The organism is Stutzerimonas chloritidismutans AW-1, from assembly GCF_000495915.1.
Classification (GTDB): domain Bacteria; phylum Pseudomonadota; class Gammaproteobacteria; order Pseudomonadales; family Pseudomonadaceae; genus Stutzerimonas; species Stutzerimonas chloritidismutans.
The window spans coordinates 78,357-103,970 of the sequence record NZ_AOFQ01000074.1 but is presented as its reverse complement, the minus strand read 5'-3'; the positions used below and the strand labels follow the sequence as shown (position 1 = coordinate 103,970).

At 61.9% G+C, this 25,614-nt stretch carries 20 protein-coding genes and 3 tRNA genes; 19 read left to right on the top strand and 4 right to left on the bottom strand.

The window, feature by feature from the left end:
* From F753_RS48360 to F753_RS48320, 9 genes are all read left to right on the top strand, one after another.
* On the top strand, positions 1–293 hold a 293-nt coding region (locus tag F753_RS48360; RefSeq protein ID WP_156924059.1), incomplete at its 5' end, for a LysM peptidoglycan-binding domain-containing protein.
* Positions 290–2,167 (top strand): DNA mismatch repair endonuclease MutL, encoded by a 1,878-nt coding sequence (mutL, locus tag F753_RS48355; protein WP_023443672.1) that lies wholly within the window; start codon positions 290–292, stop codon positions 2,165–2,167. The genes F753_RS48360 and mutL, both read left to right, overlap by 4 nt.
* Before the next feature lie 79 nt (positions 2,168–2,246).
* Positions 2,247–3,218: a tRNA (adenosine(37)-N6)-dimethylallyltransferase MiaA gene (gene miaA, locus F753_RS48350; protein WP_023443673.1), complete on the top strand. Its 972-nt coding sequence runs from the start codon at positions 2,247–2,249 to the stop codon at positions 3,216–3,218.
* Between the two features lie 93 nt (positions 3,219–3,311).
* Positions 3,312–3,566, top strand: a complete 255-nt coding sequence (gene hfq / locus F753_RS48345; RefSeq protein WP_003298547.1) for an RNA chaperone Hfq — start codon at positions 3,312–3,314, stop codon at positions 3,564–3,566.
* Positions 3,567–3,577: 11 nt separating this feature from the next.
* On the top strand, positions 3,578–4,879 hold the full coding sequence (gene hflX / locus F753_RS48340) for a ribosome rescue GTPase HflX (RefSeq protein WP_023443674.1): 1,302 nt from the start codon (positions 3,578–3,580) through the stop codon (positions 4,877–4,879).
* 98 nt (positions 4,880–4,977) lie between these two features.
* Positions 4,978–6,159, top strand: a complete 1,182-nt coding sequence (gene hflK, locus F753_RS48335; RefSeq protein ID WP_023447187.1) for an FtsH protease activity modulator HflK — start codon at positions 4,978–4,980, stop codon at positions 6,157–6,159.
* Positions 6,159–7,025, top strand: a complete 867-nt coding sequence (hflC, locus tag F753_RS48330; protein ID WP_003298550.1) for a protease modulator HflC — start codon at positions 6,159–6,161, stop codon at positions 7,023–7,025. The genes hflK and hflC overlap by 1 nt, the downstream gene beginning before the upstream one ends.
* Positions 7,026–7,305: 280 nt before the next feature.
* On the top strand, positions 7,306–8,493 hold the full coding sequence (locus tag F753_RS48325; RefSeq protein ID WP_023447186.1) for an ATP phosphoribosyltransferase regulatory subunit: 1,188 nt from the start codon (positions 7,306–7,308) through the stop codon (positions 8,491–8,493).
* Between the two features lie 87 nt (positions 8,494–8,580).
* The gene (locus F753_RS48320; RefSeq protein ID WP_023447185.1) at positions 8,581–9,876 is read left to right on the top strand and encodes an adenylosuccinate synthase; all 1,296 of its coding nucleotides are present in this window, start codon (positions 8,581–8,583) and stop codon (positions 9,874–9,876) included.
* A 139-nt stretch (positions 9,877–10,015) separates the two neighbouring features.
* Here F753_RS48320 and F753_RS48315 read toward each other — a convergent pair.
* The 3 genes from F753_RS48315 to F753_RS48305 form a co-directional block, all read right to left on the bottom strand.
* Positions 10,016–10,102, bottom strand: a tRNA-Leu gene (locus F753_RS48315).
* A gap of 114 nt (positions 10,103–10,216) precedes the next feature.
* Positions 10,217–10,303: transfer RNA gene (locus tag F753_RS48310), tRNA-Leu, on the bottom strand.
* 114 nt (positions 10,304–10,417) lie between these two features.
* Positions 10,418–10,504, bottom strand: a tRNA-Leu gene (locus F753_RS48305).
* Between the two features lie 204 nt (positions 10,505–10,708).
* Between F753_RS48305 and rnr the strand changes: the two genes are divergently transcribed.
* The 9 genes from rnr (at position 10,709) to alr (ending at position 21,258) form a co-directional block, all read left to right on the top strand.
* Positions 10,709–13,213, top strand: coding sequence for a ribonuclease R (gene rnr, locus F753_RS48300; RefSeq protein ID WP_023447184.1), 2,505 nt, complete (start codon positions 10,709–10,711; stop codon positions 13,211–13,213).
* Positions 13,210–13,965 (top strand): 23S rRNA (guanosine(2251)-2'-O)-methyltransferase RlmB, encoded by a 756-nt coding sequence (gene rlmB, locus F753_RS48295; protein WP_014819050.1) that lies wholly within the window; start codon positions 13,210–13,212, stop codon positions 13,963–13,965. The genes rnr and rlmB overlap by 4 nt, the downstream gene beginning before the upstream one ends.
* Before the next feature lie 167 nt (positions 13,966–14,132).
* Positions 14,133–16,301, top strand: a complete 2,169-nt coding sequence (locus tag F753_RS48290) for a PAS domain-containing protein (protein WP_023447183.1) — start codon at positions 14,133–14,135, stop codon at positions 16,299–16,301.
* 179 nt (positions 16,302–16,480) lie between these two features.
* Positions 16,481–16,897: a 30S ribosomal protein S6 gene (rpsF, locus tag F753_RS48285; RefSeq protein WP_003298557.1), complete on the top strand. Its 417-nt coding sequence runs from the start codon at positions 16,481–16,483 to the stop codon at positions 16,895–16,897.
* 28 nt (positions 16,898–16,925) lie between these two features.
* Positions 16,926–17,156 (top strand): 30S ribosomal protein S18, encoded by a 231-nt coding sequence (gene rpsR, locus F753_RS48280; RefSeq protein ID WP_003283112.1) that lies wholly within the window; start codon positions 16,926–16,928, stop codon positions 17,154–17,156.
* A gap of 34 nt (positions 17,157–17,190) precedes the next feature.
* Positions 17,191–18,084, top strand: coding sequence for a YybS family protein (locus F753_RS48275; protein ID WP_023447182.1), 894 nt, complete (start codon positions 17,191–17,193; stop codon positions 18,082–18,084).
* A gap of 21 nt (positions 18,085–18,105) precedes the next feature.
* Positions 18,106–18,552, top strand: coding sequence for a 50S ribosomal protein L9 (gene rplI / locus F753_RS48270; protein WP_014819053.1), 447 nt, complete (start codon positions 18,106–18,108; stop codon positions 18,550–18,552).
* A 103-nt stretch (positions 18,553–18,655) separates the two neighbouring features.
* Positions 18,656–20,050, top strand: a complete 1,395-nt coding sequence (gene dnaB / locus F753_RS48265; RefSeq protein WP_023447181.1) for a replicative DNA helicase — start codon at positions 18,656–18,658, stop codon at positions 20,048–20,050.
* A 131-nt stretch (positions 20,051–20,181) separates the two neighbouring features.
* Positions 20,182–21,258 carry an alanine racemase gene (gene alr, locus F753_RS48260; protein ID WP_023447180.1) on the top strand — a complete coding sequence of 359 codons (1,077 nt, stop codon included), beginning with the start codon at positions 20,182–20,184 and terminating at the stop codon, positions 21,256–21,258.
* On the opposite strand, the gene F753_RS48255 is transcribed toward alr, so the two are convergent.
* Positions 21,246–23,111 carry a diguanylate cyclase domain-containing protein gene (locus F753_RS48255; RefSeq protein ID WP_023447179.1) on the bottom strand — a complete coding sequence of 622 codons (1,866 nt, stop codon included), beginning with the start codon at positions 23,109–23,111 and terminating at the stop codon, positions 21,246–21,248. The two genes, alr and F753_RS48255, sit on opposite strands and share 13 nt — an antisense overlap.
* Positions 23,112–23,279: 168 nt before the next feature.
* Between F753_RS48255 and F753_RS48250 the strand changes: the two genes are divergently transcribed.
* Positions 23,280–25,559, top strand: coding sequence for a YgiQ family radical SAM protein (locus tag F753_RS48250; RefSeq protein ID WP_031298508.1), 2,280 nt, complete (start codon positions 23,280–23,282; stop codon positions 25,557–25,559).
* Positions 25,560–25,614: the final 55 nt, after the last annotated feature.

Sequence of the window (25,614 nt, the reverse complement as noted above, 5' to 3'; positions counted from 1 at the left end):
GGGGGGGGAGCCACCAGCAGTCCCTGGCGCGCTCGATCCACAGTGGCGTAAGGCAGTTCTTTCATGAGAATCCGCCGCCTGGAACCTATGTGGCCTGGTTGCGGGATTCCGGCAAGATCGCCAGTGCGCCGCGCGAGCACGTCGTACGTTCCGGCGAGAGCCTGGCATTGCTCGCCCAGCGCTATCAGGTAAGCCTGACTTCCCTGCGCAGCGCCAACAATCTGCGCAATGATGTGATCAAGATCGGCCAGACGCTGAGCATTCCCGCCACCACGCTGGCCTCGCAGCCATGAGCGACGTGCCGCGCATCCAGCTGCTAAGTCCGCGGCTGGCGAACCAGATTGCCGCCGGCGAGGTGGTGGAGCGCCCGGCCTCGGTGATCAAGGAGCTGCTGGAAAACAGTCTGGATTCGGGCGCGCGACGTATCGATGTGGACATTGAGCAGGGCGGGGTCAAGCTGTTGCGAGTGCGCGACGACGGCTGCGGCATTCCGCCGGACGATCTGCCGCTGGCCCTGGCGCGTCACGCCACCAGCAAGATTCGTGATCTGGAAGACCTCGAGCGGGTCATGAGTCTGGGCTTTCGGGGCGAAGCGCTGGCTTCGATCAGTTCCGTCTCGCGTCTGACCATGACCTCACGCACCGCCGATGCCAGCGAGGCCTGGCAGGTGGAGACCGAGGGGCGTGAAATGGAAGCGCGGGTGCAGCCCGCGGCGCATCCAGTGGGCACCTCGGTGGAGGTGCGCGATCTGTTCTTCAATACGCCGGCGCGACGCAAGTTTCTGCGCACCGAGAAGACCGAATTCGATCACCTTCAGGAAGTCATCAAGCGCCTGGCGCTGGCGCGTTTCGACGTGTCCTTCCATCTGCGCCATAACGGCAAGGTCGTGCTGGCGCTGCACCAGGCCGAAGACGATGCGGCGCGCGCGCGTCGTGTCGCTTCGGTATGCGGGCCGGCGTTCCTCGAGCAGGCGCTGCCCATTGAGATCGAGCGTAACGGCTTGCGACTGTGGGGCTGGGTCGGGCTGCCGACCTTCTCGCGCAGTCAGGCGGACCTGCAGTATTTCTACGTCAACGGGCGCATGGTTCGCGACAAGCTGGTGGCCCATGCGGTACGCCAGGCCTATCGCGATGTGCTGTTCAACGGCCGGCACCCGACGTTTGTGCTGTTCCTCGATGTCGACCCGGCGGTGGTGGACGTCAACGTGCACCCGACCAAGCATGAAGTGCGCTTCCGCGACAGCCGCATGGTGCATGACTTCCTTTACGGCACGCTGCATCGCGCCCTGGGGGATGTGCGGCCGGAAGATCAGCTCGCGGCACCGGCCAGCGTCACGCCGATGACGCAGGTTTCCGGACTGGCCGCTGGCGAGTTCGCCGGGCAGAACGAAATGAGTCTGGCGGCCAGTGTGCTTGAGCGGCCCCAGGGTGATACGTCGTCCTGGCGCGGCGCAGGGGCCGGTTATCAGGCGCCACGGCCTGCTTCGGCCGGCTATACCGCCGAAGCTCAGGGTGCTTATCGCGAGTTCTTCACACCGTTGCCCGAAAGCGGTCCCGCGGCACTGCCGGCGAGTCAGGATGACGTGCCGCCGCTGGGGTATGCGCTGGCGCAGCTCAAGGGCGTCTACATCCTCGCCGAAAATGCTCAGGGCATGGTGTTGGTTGACATGCACGCCGCTCACGAACGCATCACCTATGAGCGACTGAAAACCGCCATGGCCAGCGAAGGCTTGCGCGGGCAGCCATTGCTGGTGCCTGAGTCGATTGCGCTGAGTCAGCGTGAAGCCGACTGCGCCGAAGAGCACGGGCAATGGTTTCAGATGCTGGGTTTCGAGCTGCAACGACTGGGGCCGGAAACCTTGGCGATTCGACAGATCCCGTCGCTGCTCAAGCAGGCCGAAGCGACCCGGCTGGTCCGCGACGTGTTGGCCGATCTGCTTGAGTACGGCACCAGTGACCGTATTCAGGCCCATCTGAACGAGCTGCTGGCGACCATGGCGTGTCATGGCGCAGTGCGCGCCAACCGGCGGCTGACGGTGCCCGAGATGAACGCCTTGCTGCGCGATATGGAACATACCGAGCGCAGCGGGCAGTGCAATCACGGGCGTCCGACCTGGACGCAGCTCGGCATGGACGAGCTGGACAAGCTGTTCCTGCGCGGTCGCTGAGTAATCCTCGCGGCGAACCGTGCTTGCAGCCGGCCGCCTGTCGCCGGAAACTATGCGGCCAAGACCGTCGAGCTTCCTGATGTCCGCTCTCCCTCCTGCCATCTTCCTCATGGGCCCCACTGCGTCGGGCAAGACCGATCTTGCGTTGGAGCTGGCGCGCTTGCTGCCCTGCGAGCTGATTAGTGTCGATTCGGCGCTGGTCTATCGTGGCATGGATATCGGCACGGCGAAGCCGTCGGCTGAGGTGTTGGCCGAGTTTCCCCATCGTCTGGTGGACATTCTCGACCCGGCCGAGAGCTACTCGGCTGCAGAGTTCAGCGCAGATGCCCTGGCGGCCATGGCCGAGATCAGCGCGGCTGGCCGAATTCCTCTGCTGGTTGGCGGCACTATGTTGTATTTCAAGGCGTTGCAGGAAGGACTCGCCGATATGCCGGCAGCTGACCCGTTGCTACGTGCCGAGCTCGAGGCGCTGGCCGCGACGCAAGGGTTGCAGGTGCTGCACGATCAGTTGGCCCAGGTGGATCCGGAGTCGGCAGCGCGCATTCATCCTAACGATCCGCAGCGGCTGGTACGCGCACTAGAGGTATATCGCGTCAGCGGCTTGACCATGAGCGAGCATCGCGCCCGACAAAGGTCGCAAAAAGCCGTCGCAGACGCTCCAGGCTCAGGAGTCTTGCCTTATACTGTCGCGCAACTGTGCATCGCCCCCGCACAACGCCACATCTTGCATGAACGCATCGAGAGACGTTTCCTGCACATGGTTGAACAGGGCTTTGTCGAAGAGGTCGAAGCCCTGAGGGATCGGGGTGATCTGCACCTTGGCATGCCGTCGATTCGAGCGGTTGGTTATCGTCAGGTCTGGGAATATCTGGACGGATCATCGACCCGAGAGGAAATGGTGGAGCGCGGCATCATCGCAACCCGGCAACTGGCCAAACGGCAGTTCACCTGGTTGCGAAGCTGGGGGGAGATGCACTGGCTGGACAGTTTGTCCCGCGACAATCTGCCGCGCGCATTGAAATACCTGCAATCGCTCTCCATATTGAGCTGACACTGCGAATTGACCGTCTATTCTCAGACAAGTGGATCGTCGGTTGTACTTTTAGAACACTAATGAAAACAGATCCTCTAAGGAGTGCGGCACATGTCAAAAGGGCATTCGCTACAAGACCCTTACCTCAACACACTGCGTAAGGAACGCGTCCCGGTTTCCATCTATCTGGTCAACGGCATCAAGCTGCAGGGCCAGATCGAATCCTTCGACCAGTTCGTCATTCTTCTGAAAAACACCGTCAGCCAGATGGTTTACAAGCACGCCATCTCCACTGTGGTTCCGGGCCGCCCTGTGCGCCTGCCGACCGCTGGTGATGCCGAGCAATCCGAGTCGAGCAACGACTGAGGTAGGTTTCTTTGTTCTTCGAACGTCCCGGTGGTGGTGAGCGGGCTATCCTGGTGCACCTGGACGGCCAGGACCCCGCGGCGCGCGAGGACCCTCAGGAATTCCAGGAGCTGGCGCGCTCGGCAGGCGCCGAGGCGGTTGGCTTCGTCAATGTCGCCCGGCATCAGCCGTCCGCCAAGTTCCTGATCGGCAGTGGCAAGGTCGAGGAGCTGCATGACCTCGTCAAGGATGGCGAGGCCGAGTTGGTGATCTTCAATCACACCCTGACGCCTAGCCAGGAGCGCAACCTCGAGCGAGCGCTCGAATGTCGCGTGCTGGATCGTACCGGTCTGATTCTGGATATCTTCGCCCAGCGCGCACGCACCCATGAAGGCAAGCTACAGGTCGAACTGGCCCAGCTTGAGCACATGAGTACGCGCCTGGTTCGCGGCTGGACTCACCTTGAGCGACAGAAGGGCGGTATCGGTCTGCGTGGCCCGGGTGAAACCCAGCTGGAAACCGACCGCCGCTTGCTGCGTGTGCGCATCCGGCAAATCAAGCAGCGTCTGGAAAAGGTCCGCGGTCAGCGCGAGCAGGCCCGTCGCGGGCGTCGTCGTGCCGATATACCCTCCGTGTCGCTGGTTGGTTACACCAACGCCGGCAAGTCCACCTTGTTTAATGCGCTGACCGAGTCGGATGTGTACGCGGCCAATCAGCTGTTCGCCACGCTCGATCCGACGTTGCGGCGGCTTGAGCTGGATGATGTCGGGCCGGTGGTGCTGGCCGACACCGTGGGTTTCATCCGTCATCTGCCACACAAGTTGGTGGAGTCCTTCAGGGCTACGCTGGAAGAGTCCAGCAACGCCGATCTTCTCTTGCATGTCATCGATGCGCACGAGCCAGAGCGTGATCAGCAGATCGAGCAGGTGCTGGCGGTGCTCGGTGAGATCGGCGCCAACGAGTTGCCGATGCTCGAGGTCTACAACAAGGTTGACCTGATGGAGGGCATCGAGCCGCAGATTCAGCGCGACGCCGATGGCAAGCCGCAGCGTGTCTGGGTGTCCGCTCGTGATGGATTGGGGCTGGATCTGGTGCGCCAGGCCATTGCCGAGCTGCTGGGCAACGATCTGTTTGTCGGGACGCTGCGCCTGCCACAGCGGCTCGGGCGGCTGCGGGCGCAGTTCTTCGAGCTCAGCGCGGTGCAGCGGGAAACGCATGATGACGAGGGTGGCAGCCTGCTGGAAGTTCGCTTGCCAAGAATCGAATTGAATCGCTTGATCAGTCGCGAAGGGTTGCGGGTGGATGAGTTCATCGAGCAACACACTTTGCAATAAAGCCTCTAGTGGCAATTTTGCCGGTAGTTCGGGGCTTTCTGTAGCATTGGTGGGCGCGCCGTGGGCGCGCCTTTAGCTTTATTTGAATGGAGAGCGCTATGGCTTGGAATGAGCCGGGTGGCAACTCGAACAACCAGGATCCCTGGGGCAGTGGTGGCGGTGGCCGTCGCGGTGGTGGCGGTGGCGACCAGAAAGGCCCGCCGGATCTCGATGAGGCTTTCCGCAAGCTGCAGGACAGCCTGAACGGCATGTTCGGTGGCAAGAAGCGTGGCGGCGGCAGCAATTTCGGTGGCAGCGGCAAGCGCGGCGGCTTCGGTCTGGTTTGGATTGCCCTGGTCGTGCTGCTGGCCGTCTGGCTGTTCAATGCGATCTATATCGTCGACGAGCAGGAGCAGGCCGTCGTGCTGCGCTTCGGCAAGTATCACGAGACGGTCGGGCCGGGCCTGAACATCTACTTCCCGCCGATCGATCGCAAGTTCCAGGAAAACGTCACCCGCGAGCGTTCTTACAGCAAGCAGGGGCAGATGCTCACCGAGGATGAGAACATCATCGAGGTGCCGCTCACCGTTCAGTACAAGATCAGCAATCTTCAGGCGTTCGTGCTCAATGTCGATCAGCCTGAAGTAAGCCTGCAACATGCGACCGACAGCGCCGTGCGGCATGTGGTGGGTTCGACCGCCATGGATCAGGTGCTGACTGAAGGTCGTGAAGTGATGGCTGGCGAGGTCAAGGAGCGCTTGCAGCGTTTCCTCGACAATTACGCCACAGGCATCGTCGTCACCCAGGTCAACCTGCAGAGCGCAGCTGCGCCGCGTGAGGTGCAGGAAGCGTTCGATGACGTGATTCGCGCGCGTGAAGACGAGCAGCGTGAGAAGAACCAGGCTGAGTCGTACGCCAATGGCGTGATTCCCGAAGCCCGCGGCCAGGCCCAGCGCATGCTGGAAGAAGCCAGTGGTTACCGCGACGCGGTGATTTCCCGCGCTCAGGGTGAGGCGGATCGCTTCAGCAAGCTGGTCGCCGAATATCGCAAGGCGCCGGAAGTGACGCGCGAGCGCCTGTATCTGGAAACCATGCAGGAAGTCATGAGCAATACCAGCAAGGTCATGGTGAGTGGTGACAGCGGGCAGAACCTGCTCTATCTGCCGCTGGACAAGATGATCAACAGTCGTGGTGCGAGCACGCCTGCTCCGGCCGGAGCTGTGTCGGGCGCGGCTACCCAGGGCACCCGTCTGCCGCCGGAGTTGGATCCGCGTGAAGTTCGTACGAGGGAGAGCCGCTGATGAGCAATAAATCCCTTACCGCCCTGATCGTGGGCGTTGTGGCGGCAATCGTTCTGTGGAACAGCTTCTACATCGTCTCGCAGACCGAGCGTGCAGTCCTGCTGCGCTTCGGTCGCATCGTCGAGCCTGATGTGAAGCCTGGCCTGCACATGAAGATTCCGTACGTGAACTCGGTGCGCAAATTCGATGCGCGACTGCTGACACTGGATACCACGACTTCCCGCTTCCTGACCCTGGAAAAGAAAGCGCTGATGGTCGACTCCTACGCCAAGTGGCGTGTAGATGATGCCGAGCGCTTCTACACCGCGACCTCGGGGATGAAGCAGATTGCCGACGAGCGCCTGGCTCGCCGTCTGGAGGCGGCGTTGCGTGACCAGTTCGGTAAGCGCACGTTGCACGAGTCCGTGTCCGGTCAGCGTGACGAGCTGATGGCTCAGGTCACAACCAGTCTGAACCGCGCCGCTCAACAGGAGCTGGGCATCGAAGTGGTCGATGTGCGCGTCAAGGGCATTGATCTGCCGCGGGAAGTCAATCGCAGCGTGTTCGAGCGAATGAGCTCTGAGCGTGAGCGTGAGGCTCGTGAGCATCGCGCCAAAGGTAAAGAGCTAGCCGAAGGTATCCGTGCCGACGCCGATCGTCAGCGCCGTGTCCTGCTGGCCGAGGCGTTCCGCGAGGCTGAGGAGCTGCGCGGTGATGGCGATGCTCAGGCTGCTGCCATCTATGCCGCGGCGTATGGTCAGGATCAGGAGTTCTATGCCTTCCATCGCAGTCTGCAGGCTTATCGCGAGAGCTTCTCCAGCAAGGAAGACGTGTTGGTGCTCGATCCGAAGAGCGATTTCTTCCGTTATCTGGAAAAGAGCAACTAGTTGATGGCGAGATGAAGGTTCCCCGGCGGCACGGCCGTGCCGTCGGGTGACCGTTAGAGAAAAGATTGCTATGATCCGCCAGCCGGGAAAATCCCGGCTTTTTTGCGTCTGTGCCCTTGAGGTCGCAGGCTATCCCAGGCATGCAGCGGTCATGCCGATCCCTTCACAGGGCATGGCTCGGATGCCATGGTTCGAATACAACTGCACGCGACCGAAGGCCGGCTAAGGCTGCTGCCGCGGTTTTCGTCTGGGCTTACCGGAACGAGAGGTGATTTCGCGAATGGCAACGGTAGACCGCTGGCTTTTGCCAGATGGCATCGAAGAGGTGCTGCCGCCGGAGGCGGCGCGTATCGAAACGGCGCGTCGGCGCGTGCTGGACCTGTTCCAGTGCTGGGGCTACGAGCTGGTCATCACCCCGCACGTGGAGTTTCTCGAGTCGTTGCTCACCGGTTCCGGGCAGGATCTGGATTTGCGCACCTTCAAGGTCATCGACCCGCTTTCCGGTCGCCAGATGGGGCTGCGGGCTGATATCACGCCACAAGTGGCCCGGGTCGACGCGCATACCCTGCGTCGCGAAGGTCCCAGTCGCCTGTGCTATGCCGGTAGTGTGTTGCATGCCAAGCCGCAGGCGCTTTCCACCTCGCGCAGCCCTATCCAGTTGGGGGCTGAGCTGTATGGTGATGCGTCTGCTGCCAGTGATATCGAGGTCATCAGTCTGATGCTGGAAATGCTCGAGCTTGCCGAGGTGCCGGATGTGCATATGGATCTCGGGCATGTGGGCATCTATCGTGGTCTGGCCAAGGCTGCCGGGCTGAGCGGCGAAGCCGAGCAGCGGTTGTTCGATGCGCTGCAGCGCAAGGCGATGGACGAGATTGCCGAGCAGACTGCTGCGCTCAATCCGGCATTGGCCGGCATGCTGCGCGCGCTGGCGCGGTTGTGCGGTGGGCGGGAAGTGCTCGATCAGGCGCGTATGGCGCTGGCGGCTGCGCCCGCCGAGGTGCGGGCCGCGCTGGAAACGCTGACGGCCATTGCCGATCAGCTGGCGGCGCGTTATCCGGATGTGCCGCTGTATTTCGATTTGGGCGAGTTGCGTGGCTATCACTACCATACTGGAGTGGTGTTCGCGGTGTTCGTACCCGGCGTCGGTCAGTCGATCGCGCAGGGTGGTCGTTATGACGACATTGGTGCCGACTTCGGTCGCGCACGCCCGGCGACGGGTTTCTCCACCGACCTGAAGACGCTGGTCAGTCTGGGCAGTGCTGATCTTTCCGCGCCTGTGTCGGGCGTTTGGGCGCCGCAAGACGGCGAACCGGGTCTGTGGGATGCGGTCCGTCAGCTGCGGCGTCAGGGTGAGCGCGTGGTGCAAGCCCTTGATGGGCAGTCGCGAGCCGATGCTGCGCAGCTCGGCTGCGACCGGCAATTGCAATTGAAGGATGGTGTCTGGACGGTGGCTTCGCTGGCGTCCTGATGGTTGTGGCGCCGCGCTGCGGCGCTGGCCTGGTTTCGATTATCGCCGGTTGCGACCGGCATGCTTCGCCGAAGAGGACAGAGGGTTATGGGTAAGAACGTCGTGGTCCTGGGCACCCAGTGGGGTGATGAGGGCAAGGGCAAGATCGTCGATCTGCTGACCGATCAGGCGGCTGCGGTCGTGCGTTACCAGGGCGGCCACAATGCCGGACATACCCTGGTCATCGACGGTGAGAAGACCGTGCTGCACCTGATTCCGTCCGGCATCCTGCGTGACAATGTGCAGTGTCTGATCGGCAACGGCGTGGTGGTCGCTCCCGATGCGCTGCTGCGTGAGATCACCAAGCTGGAAGAAAAGGGCGTGCCGGTACGCGAGCGCCTGCGCATCAGTCCGTCCTGCACGCTGATCCTGCCGTACCACGTGGCGCTGGATCAGGCGCGTGAGGCTTCGCGCTCGGAAGGCAAGATCGGCACGACGGGTCGTGGCATTGGCCCGGCTTACGAGGACAAGGTTGCACGTCGCGGCCTGCGCATTGCTGACCTGTTCAACCCGGAGCGCTTCGCGGTCAAGCTGCGCGAGCTGCTGGAATACCACAACTTCGTGCTGCAGAACTTCTACAAGGTCGAGCCGGTTGATTTCCAGAAGACCCTAGATGAGGCGCTCGGCTACGCGGAAATCCTCAAGCCGTTGATCACCGATGTCACCGCCCGCCTGCACGAGCTGCGCAAGCAGGGTGCCTGCATCATGTTCGAGGGCGCGCAGGGCTCGCTGCTGGACATCGACCATGGCACCTATCCCTACGTCACCAGCTCCAGCACCACTGCCGGCGGCACTGCCACCGGTTCGGGCTTCGGTCCGCTGTATCTGGATTACATTCTCGGTATCACCAAGGCATACACCACGCGCGTGGGTTCCGGTCCGTTCCCGACCGAGCTGTTCGATGATATCGGTGCTCGCCTGGCCGAGCGCGGTCACGAGTTCGGTTCCACTACCGGTCGTGCGCGGCGCTGTGGCTGGTTCGATGCAGTGATCCTGCGTCGTGCCATCGAGATCAACAGTATATCCGGCATCTGCCTGACCAAGCTCGACGTGCTCGATGGTCTGGAAACCATCCGCATATGTGTCGGTTACAAGGATCGTAACGGCGATGTTCTGGTTGACGCGCCGACCGATGCGGACAGCTATGACGGCCTGCAGCCGGTATACGAAGAGATGCCGGGCTGGAGCGAGTCGACTGTTGGTGCGAAGACCCTTGATGAGCTGCCCGCCAATGCGCGCGCGTACATCAAGCGTCTCGAGGAGCTGGTCGAGGCGCCGGTGGATATCATCTCCACCGGCCCGGATCGCAACGAAACCATTGTGCTGCGCCACCCTTACGCCTGATCTAGGCTGCAGGTACAAAAAGACCGCCTTCGGGCGGTCTTCTTTTGTCTGGCGTTGCCGGCTATCGGAAGGGGCAGTTCAATCAGTTGCTCGCCGAAACGAAAAAACCGAGCCAGAGGCTCGGTTTTTTCTTGAAGAGTGGTGCCCAGGAGAAGACTCGAACTTCCACGGTGTTGCCACCGCTAGGACCTGAACCTAGTGCGTCTACCAATTCCGCCACCTGGGCACATTGCGATGATCGCTCACCGACTTTTGCCATTTCACCGATCAGATCGGTCGAAGTCGGCTTCTTCGTCTTGCATGAGACTCGCCATGTCGCAGCGGGTTTCATTTGAATAAGTGGTGCCCAGGAGAAGACTCGAACTTCCACGGTGTTGCCACCGCTAGGACCTGAACCTAGTGCGTCTACCAATTCCGCCACCTGGGCACATTGCGATGATCGCTCACCGACTTTTGCCATTTCACCGATCAGATCGGTCGAAGTCGGCTTCTTCGTCTTGCATGAGACTCGCCATGTCGCAGCGGGTTTCATTTGAATAAGTGGTGCCCAGGAGAAGACTCGAACTTCCACGGTGTTGCCACCGCTAGGACCTGAACCTAGTGCGTCTACCAATTCCGCCACCTGGGCACTAGAAACGATGATACTAAGCCGTTTCCGTGTTACAACGTCTGCCAGACATTGTGGGCGCGAACTATACGGCTGAGGTTTGGCCTTGTAAACCCCTGATGGTGAAAAATAATTCGCGTGAAAGCTGCCGTCCGGGAGCGATTCGCGCTTCAATAGAAGAAGGGCGTTCTGGCCCTATAAATGAATGAAAGGTGACATCTCTTAATGGCCGATTGGCAATCCCTCGATCCCGAGGCCGCTCGTGAAGCGGAAAAGTACGACAACCCCATTCCCAGTCGCGAGCTGATTCTCCAGCATCTCGGTGAGCGCGGCTCCCCGGCGGCCCGCGAAGAGCTGGTTGAAGAGTTCGGACTGGTGTCCGAAGAAGATATCGAAGCGCTGCGTCGTCGCCTGCGAGCGATGGAGCGCGATGGTCAGCTAATCTACACCCGGCGCGGCACCTATGCCCCGGTGGACAAGCTGGACCTGGTCTGCGGTCGCGTCAGTGGGCACCGCGACGGCTTCGGCTTTCTCATCCCGGATGACGGCAGCGATGATCTGTTTCTCAGTCCCGCGCAGATGCGCCTGGTGTTCGACGGCGACCGCTGTCTGGCGCGCGTTGCCGGGCTTGATCGGCGTGGGCGTCGTGAGGGCGCGATCGTTGAAGTGATCAGTCGGGCTCACGAAAGCATCGTTGGTCGCTACCACATTGAGAGCGACGTCGGTTTTGTCATTCCTGACAACCCGAAAATCCAGCAGGAAGTGCTGGTGACGCCGGGCCGCGCGCTCGACGCCAAACCGGGGCAGTTTGTCGAGGTCAAGATCACTCACTGGCCGACCCAGCGCTTCCAGCCGCAGGGCGACATCGTTGAGGTGATCGGCAACTACATGGCGCCGGGCATGGAAATCGACGTGGCGCTACGCAGCTTCGATATCCCGCATGTCTGGCCGGAAGCGGTGCTGAAGGAAGCGTCCCGGCTGAAGCCCGAGGTCGAGGAAAAGGACAAGCACAAGCGCGTCGATCTGCGTCATCTACCGTTTGTGACCATCGATGGCGAAGACGCGCGCGACTTCGACGATGCGGTCTATTGCGAGAAGCCTGGCGGCTGGAAGCTCCTGACAGGAGGTTTCCGCCTGTATGTCGCCATTGCCGACGTGTCGCACTACGTCAAGATCGACTCGGCGCTCGACAAGGAGGCCGTGGTTCGCGGCAACTCGGTGTACTTCCCTGAGCGGGTGGTGCCCATGCTGCCCGAGCAGCTTTCCAACGGGCTCTGTTCGCTGAATCCGCAGGTCGATCGCCTGGCCATGGTCTGCGAGATCACGCTGAGCAAGTCGGGAAAGATGACCGACTACCAGTTCTACGAGGCGGTGATTCATTCGCATGCGCGACTGACCTACAACAAGGTCAGCGCGATGCTGGAGCAGCCCAAGTCAGCCGAAGGCAAGCGGCTGAGCGGGGAGTACGCCGAAGTGTTGCCGCATCTCAAGCAGCTCTATTCGCTCTACAAGGTGCTGCTCAAGGCGCGTCATACCCGCGGCGCGATCGATTTCGAGACCCAGGAAACGCGTATCGTCTTCGGTGCCGATCAAAAGATCGCCGAGATCAAGCCGACCGAGCGCAACGATGCGCACAAGCTGATCGAGGAGTGCATGCTCTGCGCCAACGTCGCCACGGCGGCATTCCTGCAGAAGCATGAGATCCCAGCGCTTTATCGTGTCCACGATGCGCCGCCGCTGGAGCGTCAGGAAAAGCTGCGCGCCTTTCTCGGTGAACTGGGTCTCTCGTTGCACAAGGGCAAGGAAGGTCCGACGCCGAAGGATTACCAGGCGCTGCTGGAGCAGATTCAGGGGCGCCCGGATTTCCATGTGATCCAGACGGTCATGCTGCGCTCGCTGAGTCAGGCCGTATACAGCGCCGAGAACAATGGTCACTTTGGCCTGAACTACGAGGCTTACGCCCACTTCACTTCGCCAATCAGGCGTTATCCCGATCTGCTGGTGCATCGCGCCATTCGCAGTGTCATCCGCTCCCGTCGAGACACGCCTCATGTGCGCCGCGAAGGCGCCACCAGCATGCCCAAGGCGCGAATCTATCCGTACGACGAAGCCGCGCTGGAACAGCTGGGCGAGCAATGCTCGATGACCGAGCGACGCGCCGACGAAGCTACCCGCGACGTCACTAACTGGCTTAAGTGCGAGTTCATGAAGGATCGTGTCGGCGAGGCCTTCCCTGGTGTGATTACTGCGGTGACTGGTTTCGGCCTGTTCGTCGAGCTGACAGACATCTACGTAGAAGGGCTGGTGCATGTCACTGCCATGCCGGGCGACTACTACCACTTCGATCCGTTGCACCACCGGTTGTCCGGTGAGCGCAGTGGGCGCAGTTTCCGTCTCGGCGACAGCGTCGAGGTGCGCGTCATGCGCGTCGATCTGGATGAGCGCAAGATCGATTTCGAGCTGATCGGTGGTGGTACCAAGTCTGCTCCGGGGCAGCGTGACGGTGCGAGCCGTGGACGCGAGCCGGGCAATGCCGATGTGCGCAAGAGTCGAGAGCTGAAGAAGGCATTGCTCGCCGAGGCGAAGGGCGGCAGGAAGGGCAAGAGCGAGAAGGCGGCGGGCGGGAGCAAGTCGCGATCAGGCTCGGCCAAGCCGAAATCTGCAGCCAAGTCAGGTGACAAACCCACCGGCTCGAGTGGCGGTGCCAGAAAGCGCAAGGCCAAGTCATGAGTCAGCTGGAAAAGATCTACGGCCTGCACGCTGTCGAGGCATTGCTGCGCCATCATCCCAAGCGCGTCAAGCAGGTATGGCTGGCAGAGGGGCGCGGCGATCCGCGCGCCCAGATGGTGATCGAGCTGGCTGCTCAGGCACGTGTGAGTGTCGGGCAGTGTGAGCGGCGGGAGATGGATGCCTGGGTCGAAGGCGTGCATCAGGGTGTGGTCGCCGAGGTGAGCCCCAGTCAGGTATGGGGTGAGGCCATGCTCGAGGAATTGCTCGATCGCGCCGATGGCCCGCCGCTGCTGTTGGTGCTGGATGGTGTGACGGATCCGCACAACCTCGGTGCCTGTCTGCGCACCGCGGACGCGGCCGGTGCGCTCGCCGTGATCGTGCCGAAAGACAAATCGGCCACTCTCAATGCCACCGTGCGCAAGGTTGCCTGCGGTGCGGCGGAAGTGATTCCGCTGGTCGCCGTGACCAACCTTGCGCGTACGCTGGAGAAGCTGCAGCAGCGTGGATTATGGGTCGTGGGGACGGCGGGCGAAGCCGAGCAATCACTCTACGATCAGGATCTCACCGGGCCCATCGTGCTTATCATGGGCGCCGAGGGTCGCGGTATGCGGCGCCTGACGCGTGAACACTGTGATTATCTGGTGCGCCTGCCCATGGCCGGCAGCGTCAGCAGTCTGAATGTTTCTGTGGCGACCGGCGTATGCCTGTTCGAGGCGCTGCGTCAGCGCAAGAGCGCCAAGGTCGCTGGCTGAACGCCTGACCTGCTGATCTGAAACCGATTGACCTTTTTGTGGTCAATCGGTGTCCAGGCCCGTCCGCGGATAGCGGCTTCTCGTCATATTTTGCTTGAGGGCTCCGGGTGCTGCCGGAGCCTTGCTGGGTTAGTTACGCGGCGTCAGGCTCGCACCATGGAGGTTGTATGCAGCAGCGCCCGTCTTTCGAAAGTCTGTTCCGGCTATCCCCGAATGCTTATGTCCTGCTTGATCGTGACCTGGTCATTCTGGATGCGAATGCCGCTTACCTGACGCTTACCGGGCGAAAACTGACGGATATCCAGGGGCAGCGCCTTCATGAGGCCTTCGCTGCCGATCCGCTCAGTCCCGAGATGACCCGAGTGCAAGAGTTGCTCGATTCGTTTGCGCGGGTGCTCAGCCGCAAGGCAGTCGATACGTTGCCGGTGATTCGTTACTCCATCGCGCGACAAACGCCGCTTGGCCCGGTTTACGAGGATCGTTACTGGAGCGCCACGCACACGCCAATCCTGGATGAGCAAGGAGAGGTCGTTGCGATTCTGCAGCACACCTCGGACATTACCGAGCTGCAGGCAATGAAAGACTCGTTGAGTCAGGCGGCGGCCGGTCTGCAGCCCTTGCAGCAGTTGGAGCAAAGCGTAATGTCCCGTGCCAGGCTGCTGCAGTCCGAAGGCGAGCAGCTGCGCCGTCTGTTCGCGCAGGCGCCTGGGTTCGTCTGCTTTCTGCGCGGCCCTGATCATGTATATGAACTGGTCAATGATGCCTATCGGCAGGTCACTGGGCACCGTCAGCTGCTTGGCAAGACGGTTCGCGAGGGATTGCCGGAGATCGAGGGGCAGGCCCTCATCGGTCTGCTCGACGAGGTCTATCGCACCGGTCAGCCGTATGTCGGCAAACGTGTATCGCTGTTCCTGAGACGGCATCCGGGCAAGGAGCCACAGGAAGCGATTCTGGATTTCGTTTTGCAGCCGATCGTCGAGAACGACGGCGGGGTCATTGGCATCTTCGTTCAAGGGCAGGATGTGACCGAGCAGCAGCGCAACGAGGCGGAGCTGCAGCGTTATCGCGATCACCTGGAAGAGCTGGTCCGTGAGCGAACCCTGGCGCTGCAGCAAAGTGAGGCCGAGCGACAGGTGGCCGAGCAGGCCCTGCAGCAGGCTCAGCGGTTGGAGGCAGTGGGCAAGCTGACTGGTGGCATCGCGCACGACTTCAACAACATGCTGCAGATCATCGGAGGCAACCTGCAGCTGCTGCGGCGTGGTCTCGGTAGCGATCAGACTGCAGCGCGACGGTTGGACTCGGCCGTCAGCGGGGTCGAGAAGGGTGCGCGTCTGGCGTCGCAGCTGCTGGCTTTCGCCAGCCGCCAACCATTGTTGCCGCGCCAGGTGCACTTGCCGGAGCTGCTTGAGCAGATGCACGAGCTGCTAAATGGGGCGTTGGGTTCGGCGGTACAGCTGGAGCTGGAGGTGCTGGGCGAGCCATGGCCGGTGTTCGCCGATGTCGGCAATCTGCAGAGCGTAGTGTTGAACCTCGCTTCCAACGCGCGCGATGCGATGGCGGGTAGCGGACGTGTGGTGCTGCGTCTGGAGAATCGCCAGCTGGGCGAGGATGCGCCTGGCAACTCGCGTGGCGATTACGTCCTGCTCAGTGTCATCGACGAGGGCGGCGGCATGAGTGACGACGTGCGCGCACGGGCATTCGAACCCTTCTTCACCACCAAGCAGGACAGCAATGCCTCCGGTCTCGGCTTGAGCATGGTTTATGGATTCGTCAAGCAGAGCGGTGGCTTCGTTACGCTGGAGAGCGGCGAGCGCGGTGGTACCGCCGTGCATGTGCATTTGCCGCGCTGCGTCGATGACGGGCAGCGGCAGGGCGCGGGAGGTGATCTCTCGGCAGGTCCGGCCAAAGTGGTGGCGGGCGACCCGCAGCCTGACGATATCGTGGAAAACCCGGCGGCCGATGATGCCAGTCTGAAGATCCTCTTCGTCGAGGATGACCCGACTCTGCGCATGCTTACCGGTGAAGTGATGATGGAGCTAGGGCATCAGGTCGTCGCGAGCGAGACAGCGGAAGAGGCCCTGGAGGCGCTGGGGCAGCAGCCTTTCGACGTGCTGCTGACGGATGTCGGCCTAGCCGGGATGAGCGGAATCGATCTGGCGCGTGAAGCTAGTGCGCGTCACCCGAGGTTATCGCTGGTGATCGCCTCGGGCTATGCGGTCAATGCTTCGGATGTGGGTCTCGATCGGTTGCGTACCATGCTGAAGCCGTACGATATCCACCAGGTTCGCGAGCTGCTCGATGGTATTCGCGCCGAGCGTGCAGCGCTGCGCAACTGAATGTCTAAAGCTGGTTAAATATTCACCAGGTCGCCTTGCGCCGCTGTCAGCCCTTCTCTAGAATGGCGCCCCTTGCCTGGACGGCAGGCGTTTGCGCGCCTACCTGCAAGCAAGACAACAAGTCATTCACTCCTTGCCTGACCGCTTAGTCGGCAGGCTGCAACCCGTAAGGAGCAATTATGCGTCATTACGAAATCATCTTTCTGGTTCACCCGGACCAGAGCGAGCAGGTCGGCGGCATGGTGGAGCGTTACACCAAGCTGATCGAAGAAGACGGTGGCAAGATTCACCGCCTGGAAGACTGGGGCCGTCGTCAGCTGGCTTACGCCATCAACAACGTGCACAAGGCTCACTATGTGATGCTGAACGTCGAGTGCAGTGGCAAGGCCCTGGCCGAGCTGGAAGACAACTTCCGCTACAACGACGCCGTCATCCGTAACCTGATCATTCGTCGCGACGAAGCCGAGACCGAACAGTCTGAAATGCTCAAGGCCGAGGAAAACCGTAGCGAGCGCCGCGAGCGTCGTGATCGCCCTGACAACACTGACGGCTCCAACGAGAGCGACAGTGACAGCGATAACAACGCTGACGAGTAATCCACGGATCTATTGAGGAGCCTATTTCATGGCACGTTTTTTCCGTCGTCGTAAGTTCTGCCGTTTCACCGCCGAAGGCGTGAAAGAGATCGACTACAAAGATCTCAACACCCTGAAGGCCTATATCTCCGAGACCGGCAAGATCGTTCCTAGCCGTATCACCGGAACCAAGGCACGTTATCAGCGTCAGCTGGCTACCGCTATCAAGCGCGCCCGCTACCTGGCCCTGCTGCCCTACACCGACAGCCACGGCCGTTGATCCGGCTGGTCGACAGAAGTAAAGGATAAATCGCATGCGTGCCCTGGCTGAGTTCATCATGCGCGGCCGTATGCAAGCCATCTTCGTGGTGGCGGGTGCTGCAGCGTTGCCCATGTTGTTCTGGCTGAGTGCAGCCGCGGGCAGCCTGGTGTTGTTGCGCCGTGGCCTCAACGATGCGTTGGGTGTGCTGGTCTGGGCGGTATTGCCAGCACTGGCCTGGTGGTACTTCGGCGATCCGCGAACCCTGCTGGTATTGCTGGGCTCGCTGGGGCTGGCGTTACTGCTGCGCAGTCAGGCTTCGTGGGTGCGGGTGATGTTGTGCAGTGTGGGCCTTGGACTGCTGTATGTCTGGGCTCTCGGTGCGGTGTTCGGCGAGCCCATTGCGGCGCTGGCCAGCGAACTGCAGAAAGTGTTGCCTGACGCATTGTCAGGCGCCTATCAGCAGCTTTCGGTGGAGGAGCGCGGACGCTTGGAGTCCTTGTTGGCACCGGTACTGACCGGCCTTCTGGCTGCACTGCTGCAGGTCGTCACCCTGCTTAGCCTGATGCTTGGTCGTTACTGGCAGGCAGCGTTGTACAACCCGGGCGGTTTCGGCAGTGAGTTTCATACGCTGCGGTTCCCGCCACTGCTGGCGGTGCTGCTGCTGGTCGGCATGCTGCTTGGACCGAACCTGGGTGCGCAGCTGGCGGTTTTGACGCCGTTGTGCAGTGTACCGCTGGTGTTTGCCGGTATCGCGCTAATGCACGGGCTGGTGGCTCAGGGGCGTCTGCCGCGATTCTGGCTGGTGGGGCTGTACGTCACGCTGGTGCTGTTCATGCAGTTGATTTATCCGTTACTGGCCGTTTTGGCCATTGTCGACAGTCTGTTTGATTTTCGTGGTCGCGCAGCCGGTAAGAATGGCGCGGGACCTGCGAACGGTGAAGGTTAAAAGTTAAGAGGTAAGACTCAAATGGAAGTCATCCTGCTGGAAAAAGTCGCAAACCTGGGCAACCTGGGCGACAAGGTAAACGTCAAGTCTGGTTACGGTCGCAACTACCTGCTGCCGCAGCGCAAGGCTACTGCTGCTACCGCAGCCAACATCGCCGAGTTCGAAGCTCGTCGTGCTGACCTGGAAAAAGCTGCTGCCGAGCGTAAGGCTTCTGCCGAAACTCGCGCCGCTCAGCTGGCCGAACTGGAAGTCACCATCACCGCTACCGCGGGCGATGAGGGCAAGCTGTTCGGTTCCATCGGCACTCACGACATCGCCGACGCACTGACCGCCTCTGGCGTTGAAGTAGCGAAGAGCGAAGTCCGTCTGCCGAACGGCACCATCCGTCAGGTTGGTGAGTACGACGTAGCTGTGCACCTGCACACCGACGTCGAAGCGACCGTCAAGCTGATCGTCGTAGCCGGCTAAGCCATCGTCTGGCACCGCTGGTGCCTGACGAGTAACATCGGGCACGTTTCCACGCGAGTGGAACGTGCCCTTTGTTTTTTTGTAGTTTCGAATTCCGAGTGCCATGAACGACATCAGTGTCCCCCAGCAATACGATCTGGAAACCGCAGCGCTCAAGGTGCCGCCGCACTCCATCGAGGCAGAGCAGGCGGTGCTTGGCGGCCTGATGCTGGACAACAATGCCTGGGAGCGCGTGCTCGACCAGGTATCCGATGGCGATTTCTATCGCCACGATCATCGCCTCATCTTCCGCGCCATCTTCACCCTGGCCGAGCGCAACTCGCCGTTCGACGTGGTCACCCTGTCCGAGCAACTGGACAAGGAAGGGCCCCTGCCACAGGTCGGCGGCCTGGCCTATCTCGGTGAGCTGGCGAAGAACACGCCTTCGGTGGCGAACATCAAGGCCTACGCGCAGATCATTCGCGAGCGCGCGACGCTGCGCCAGCTGATCGGCATCAGCAATGAGATCGCCGACAGTGCCTACGCGCCGCAAGGCCGTACCGGCGAGGAGATTCTCGACGAAGCCGAGCGTTTGATCTTTCAGATCGCTGAAGCGCGGCCCAAGACCGGTGGTCCGATCGGCATCAACGACATTCTGGTCAAAGCCATCGATCGTATCGACACCCTCTTCAATGCGGGTGAGGCGATCACCGGCCTGTCCACCGGCTTTACCGATCTCGACGAAGCCACCAACGGACTGCAACCGGCTGACCTGATCATCGTTGCCGGTCGTCCGTCCATGGGTAAGACGACCTTCGCCATGAACCTTGTCGAGAATGCCGTGCTGCGCACCGACAAGGCGGTACTGGTGTTTTCCCTGGAAATGCCCGCGGACTCCATCGTCATTCGTATGCTCGCTTCGCTCGGCCGCATCGACCAGACCAAGGTCCGCGCAGGTAAGCTTGAGGACGACGACTGGCCACGGCTGACTTCCGCGGTGAATCTGCTCAACGACCGTAAGCTGTTCATCGACGATACCGCCGGTATCAGCCCGTCGGAGATGCGTGCGCGGACCCGGCGCCTGGCCCGTGAGCACGGCGAGATCGCCATGATCATGGTCGACTACCTGCAGCTGATGCAGATCCCAGGCTCGAGCGGCGACAACCGGACCAACGAGATTTCCGAGATTTCGCGCTCGCTCAAGGGCCTCGCCAAGGAATTCAACTGTCCGGTGATCGCCCTGTCGCAGCTCAACCGCTCGCTCGAACAGCGCCCCAACAAGCGCCCGGTGAACTCCGACTTGCGTGAATCGGGGGCAATCGAGCAGGACGCCGACATCATCATGTTCGTATACCGGGACGAGGTCTATCACCCCGAAACCGAGTACAAGGGCGTCGCCGAAATTATCATCGGCAAGCAGCGTAACGGTCCGATCGGCACAACGCGTCTGGCGTTCCTTGGCCGCTATTCACGCTTCGAGAACCTGGCACCGGGCAGCTACCAGTTCGACGACGAGTAAGCGTAGCTGCTGTGGCGTTTTTGACGGCGGGCTGTATGTTGTTGCCGCCCGACTCAGCCGAACGCCAGCCTGCGCGGCCCGGTCCACAGGAGTAAGATTTCGCCCACCCGCCGTTGTACAGGAAAAACTTCATGCGTCCGCTGGTTGCCACGGTCGATCTGACCGCGCTTCGTCACAACTACCTGCTCGCCAAGCAATGCGCCCCGCAGCGCCAGGCGTTTGCCGTGGTCAAGGCCAATGCCTACGGGCATGGCGCACGGGAAGCGGTTACGGCGCTACGCGAGATTGCCGACGGCTATGCCGTGGCCTGCCTGGAAGAAGCGGAAGAGGTTCGCCTCAGTGCGCCCGATGCCCGCATCCTGCTGCTGGAAGGTTGTTTCGAGCCGGCTGAGTATTTGCGCGCCGCCGAGCTTGGGCTGGATGTTGCCATCCAGGATCAGCGTCAGGCCGATTGGTTGCTGGCGGCCGATCTGCCGCGGCCGTTGAATGTGTGGTTGAAGCTGGATTCGGGCATGCACAGGTTGGGCTTCACCCTGCACGGCCTGCGCGAATGCCATGCGCGGCTCAGGGGCAAGGCACAGGTTGGCGAGCTCAACCTGATCAGCCACTTTGCCTGCGCCGATGAGCGCGGTCATGCCCTGACCGAGTTGCAGCTGGAGCGCTATAGCGAATTGATGGCCCTGGAGTTCGATAACTGCTCGCTGGCCAACTCTGCCGCGGTGTTGGCGTTGCCGCAGGCACACATGGCCTGGATTCGTCCCGGCATCATGCTTTATGGCGCCACGCCGTTCGCCGAACTGAGTGCGAAGGAACTTGGATTGCGCCCGGTGATGACGCTGACCGGTGCCCTGATCGCCGTGCGTGATGTGTCCGAAGGTGAAAGTGTCGGCTATGGCGCCAGCTGGGTCGCGCAACGCGCCTCGCGTATCGGCACGGTCAGCTGCGGCTATGCCGATGGTTACCCGCGTACCGCGCCTTCGGGCACCTCGGTGGTGATTCATGGCCAGCGCGTGCCGCTGGCCGGCAGGGTCTCAATGGACATGCTGGCGGTGGATCTCACCGATCTGCCGCAGGCGCAGGTAGGGGATGCCGTGGAGTTGTGGGGCGCGCAGATGCCAATCGACGAGCTGGCCCAGGCCTGCGGGACCATCGGCTACGAGCTGCTGACCAAGGTGACCGGGCGTGTACCGCGCCGCTACATCGGTTGATCGGCGGGCCGTGCTTGCTCTTCCTGCTGGACCCAGTTCCCGCGCCCTTGATGCTTGGCTCGGTAGAGGGCCTCGTCGGCAGCTTTGTACAGCTGTGAAAATCCATCGGCATGGCGTGGAAAGAATGCGGCGCCAACGCTAATCGTGACGGCCAGCGTGACGTCGCGGTAGGGCACCGGCTGCGACAGCTCGTGCAGCAGCCGCTCGGCGATCTGGGCGGCGTCTTGTTCGACATTCGGGCCGGTCAACAGCACTGCAAATTCATCCCCACCCAGGCGTGCCGCCATGTCGCTGCTGCGCACCAGGTCGCGCAGGCGTTGACTGAGCGTACGCAGCAACAGATCGCCGGCATCGTGGCCGTGGCAATCGTTGATGGGCTTGAAGTGGTCCAGGTCGATGAGCAGCAGGGCGATGGATTCACCGCGGCGTCGGGCATCGCTCAACGCCATCTCGACACGCTCGATGAGATAGCGCCGGTTGGGTAGCTCGGTCAGTGCGTCGTGAAAAGCGACCTGCTTCAGTTCGACTTCTCGTTCGCTGAGGTGCCGGTTGGCTTCGGCGAGCTCGGCGGTGCGGGTTTCCACTGCTAGGCTGAGCTGCTCGGCACTGGCCTGAACCTGCCTCAGTCGCGCGCTCTTTTCCTGATCGGCATGCTCCAGCGCTGCTGCCCGTTCCTGCTTGAGGATCTGGATGCGGTAGGCCAGCGCGAAGGAGAACAGAATGGATTCTGCGGTCACCGCCAGCGGAAAGAGGTAGGCGTTCCAGGCCGCGGGCTGAACCACACCTGTGGCGCGCAGCAGGAGCAGGTTGACGCTACCCAGGATCACGCCGAAGCCGAGCAGATAAAGCAGTGCGGGGAAATAGCCCTGGCGCCAGCGACGGAACGAAGCCCACAGCGAGGCGGGAATCGCGGTGAGCGCCAGCGCCACGAATACCCAGGCGCCGAACGCGCGCCAACCGAAGGCGTTGAGCAGCACGGCGGTGACATACAGCGTCAAGGCAAAGGTCAGCAGGCGATGCGCCCAGGGCACGAACTGGCGTGTCTGCAACAGCGTCTGGGTGAAGCGGCAGGCGCTGAACCCCCAGAGTGCCGGGATGCTGATGCGGTCGAGCCAGAAGGGCACCGGGCCGTTCGGCCAGAGGTACTGAAAGCCATGGCCGGTCATCGCCAGGATCATCAGCAACGCGCCGGTGGTGGTCACCACGTACCAGAAATAGGCGCTGTCGCGCAGGCTGAGAAAGATGAACAGGTTGTACAGCAGCATCGCCAGGATGACGCCATAGATCAGGCCGAGAAACAGGTTCTCGCCCACCGCCTGCTCCTGCAGGGCATCGAGCTGCCAGACCTTGAGCGGAAAGGAGTTGCCGGCGGGGTCGTAACTGCGCAGGTAGAAGGTCACCGGCTGGCTGTCACCGAGTGGCGGAAGCCTGAACAGCATGCGCCGATAGGCATGGTCGCGGCCTTCGTTGAACCCGACCAGTTCGCCGGATTGTCGCTCGATCCAGTCACCGTTGCCATCCGGCAAATAGATGCGCAGGTCTTTCAGGGTTACCGATCCGACTTCCAGCCACCATTGAAACGGTGCATCGCTTTCCCGTTGCAGGCTGACGCGGATCCACCAGGGATGCGGACTCTGCCCGACACTGGCCTTGCCTTCGGCTGGCACGAAGCGCGCTTTTACGTCCGGGCGTTGCAGGTCGTCGATGTTCAGCTCGGCTCCGGGATCGGCCAGCAGCGTGACGTGCGCATTCAGTCCGCGGCCACTGTCACTGGCACTCAGGAGGGCGGTTTCGGCATGAGCGGAGGCCTGGCTGCAAAGGCTCAGGAGCAAGGCGAAAAGGACGACGTGCACCAGACACTCCCGGGCTCGAAGCAATGGTTGAGTCGCGCGAGTATAGCGGGCGGCAGTGACACTTCGCGCGGCCGTCGCGAAGGTCGATAAAGACCCTGCGTGATGGTCGGGCTTGGTTATTTTTTGTGCTATATTCCGCGCCCGTTTTCGTTGTCCCGGTTTCCCGCCATGCACGCCGTAAAGCCATTGTTCGACTATCCCAAGTACTGGGCCGAGTGTTTCGGTCCGGCGCCGTTCCTGCCAATGAGTAGGGAGGAGATGGATCAGCTCGGCTGGGATTCCTGCGACATCATCATCATCACCGGTGATGCCTACGTCGATCATCCGTCCTTTGGCATGGCGATCATCGGCCGACTGCTCGAAGCACAGGGGTTTCGCGTCGGCATCATCAGCCAGCCGGACTGGCACAGCAAAGACGACTTCATGAAGCTCGGCGAGCCGAATCTGTTCTTCGGTGTCGCCGCCGGCAACATGGACTCGATGATCAATCGCTACACGGCTGACCGCAAGGTGCGCTCCGACGACGCCTACACGGCGGGCGGCCTGGCAGGCAAGCGGCCGGATCGTGCCAGCCTGGTCTATAGCCAGCGCTGCAAGGAGGCCTACAAGCACGTTCCGGTGGTGCTTGGCGGCATCGAAGCCTCGCTGCGCCGCATTGCCCATTACGACTACTGGTCGGACAAGGTGCGTCGCTCGATCCTGATGGATGCCACGGCGGATGTGCTGCTCTACGGCAACGCCGAGCGCGCTATCGTCGAGGTGGCGCAGCGCCTGGCCCGCGGCGAACCCATCGAAGCGATCACCGACGTGCGCGGCACCGCGTTCATCCGCAAGGACACGCCCGAGGGCTGGTTCGAGATCGACTCCACGCGCATCGACCGTCCGGGCAAGATCGATAAGATCATCAACCCCTACGTCAATACGCAGGACCTGTCCGCCTGCGCCATCGAGAAGGACAAGGGGCCGCAGGACGACCCGAATGAAGCCCGCCCGGTCGAGCTGCTGCCGCACCCGAAACTCGAGCGTGATCGCACGGTAATTCGCCTGCCGTCGTTCGAGAAGGTGCGCAACGACCCGGCGCTGTATGCCCACGCCAACCGCGTGCTGCACCTGGAGACCAACCCCGGTAACGCCCGTGCGCTGGTCCAGCGTCACGATGATCGTGAGTTGTGGCTCAACCCGCCGCCCATTCCGCTGACCACCGAGGAAATGGACTACGTGTTCGCCGCGCCCTATGCGCGGGTGCCGCATCCAGCCTATGCCGGGGCGAAGATTCCGGCCTACGAGATGATTCGCTTCTCGGTGAACATCATGCGTGGCTGCTTCGGTGGCTGCACCTTCTGCTCGATCACCGAGCACGAGGGCCGCATCATCCAGAGCCGTTCCCACGAGTCGATCCTGCATGAGATCGAGGAAATGAAGAACGTACCGGGCTTCACCGGCGTGGTCTCCGATCTCGGCGGGCCGACCGCCAACATGTATCGCCTGGCCTGCAAGAGCCACGACATCGAGAAGCACTGCCGCAAGCCGTCCTGCGTGTTCCCTGGCATCTGCGAGAACCTCGACACCGACCACAGCTCGCTGATCGAGCTGTACCGCAAGGCACGTGCACTGCCGGGTGTGAAAAAGATTCTGATCGCCTCCGGCCTGCGCTACGACCTCGCCGTGGAGTCGCCGGAGTACGTCAAGGAGCTGGTCACCCACCACGTCGGCGGCTACCTGAAGATCGCGCCGGAGCACACCGAGCGTGGTCCGCTGGACAAGATGATGAAGCCGGGCATCGGCAGCTACGATCGCTTCAAGCGGATGTTCGAGAAGTACTCGAAAGAGGCGGGCAAGGAGCAATACCTGATCCCATACTTCATCGCCGCGCACCCTGGCACCACCGACGAGGACATGATGAACCTCGCCCTGTGGCTCAAGGCCAACGGTTTCCGCGCCGACCAGGTGCAGGCGTTCTATCCGTCGCCGATGGCCTCGGCCACCGCCATGTACCACACCGGCAAGAACCCGCTGCGCAAGGTGACCTACAAGAGCGAAGGCGTCACCGTGGTCAAGAGCGAGGAGCAGCGGCGCCTGCACAAGGCCTTCCTGCGCTATCACGATCCCAAGGGTTGGCCGCTGCTGCGTGAGGCGCTGATTCGTATGGGCCGCGCCGACCTGATCGGCAATGGCAAGCACCAGCTGATCCCGGCGCACCAGCCGGCCACCGAGGGCTACCAGAGCGCGCGGCGCAAGAACTCGACGCCAGTCGGCAGCAAGAAGGCCGGGCTGGGCGGCAAGATCCTCACCCAGCACAACGGCCTGCCGCCACGCAGCCATGACGGCAACGCCTGGGACAAGCGCGAGCAGGCCAAGGCCGCGGCCGAGGCCCGGCGCAAGGCGGAAAAGAGCGGCAAGCCGGCTGGCAAGGGTGGTAAGTCGCAGCGTCCGGTCGCCCCCCGCTAGCGGTAGGGAGGCTTGCCGGCATAAAGAAACGGAGCGCCAGGCTCCGTTTTCTTTT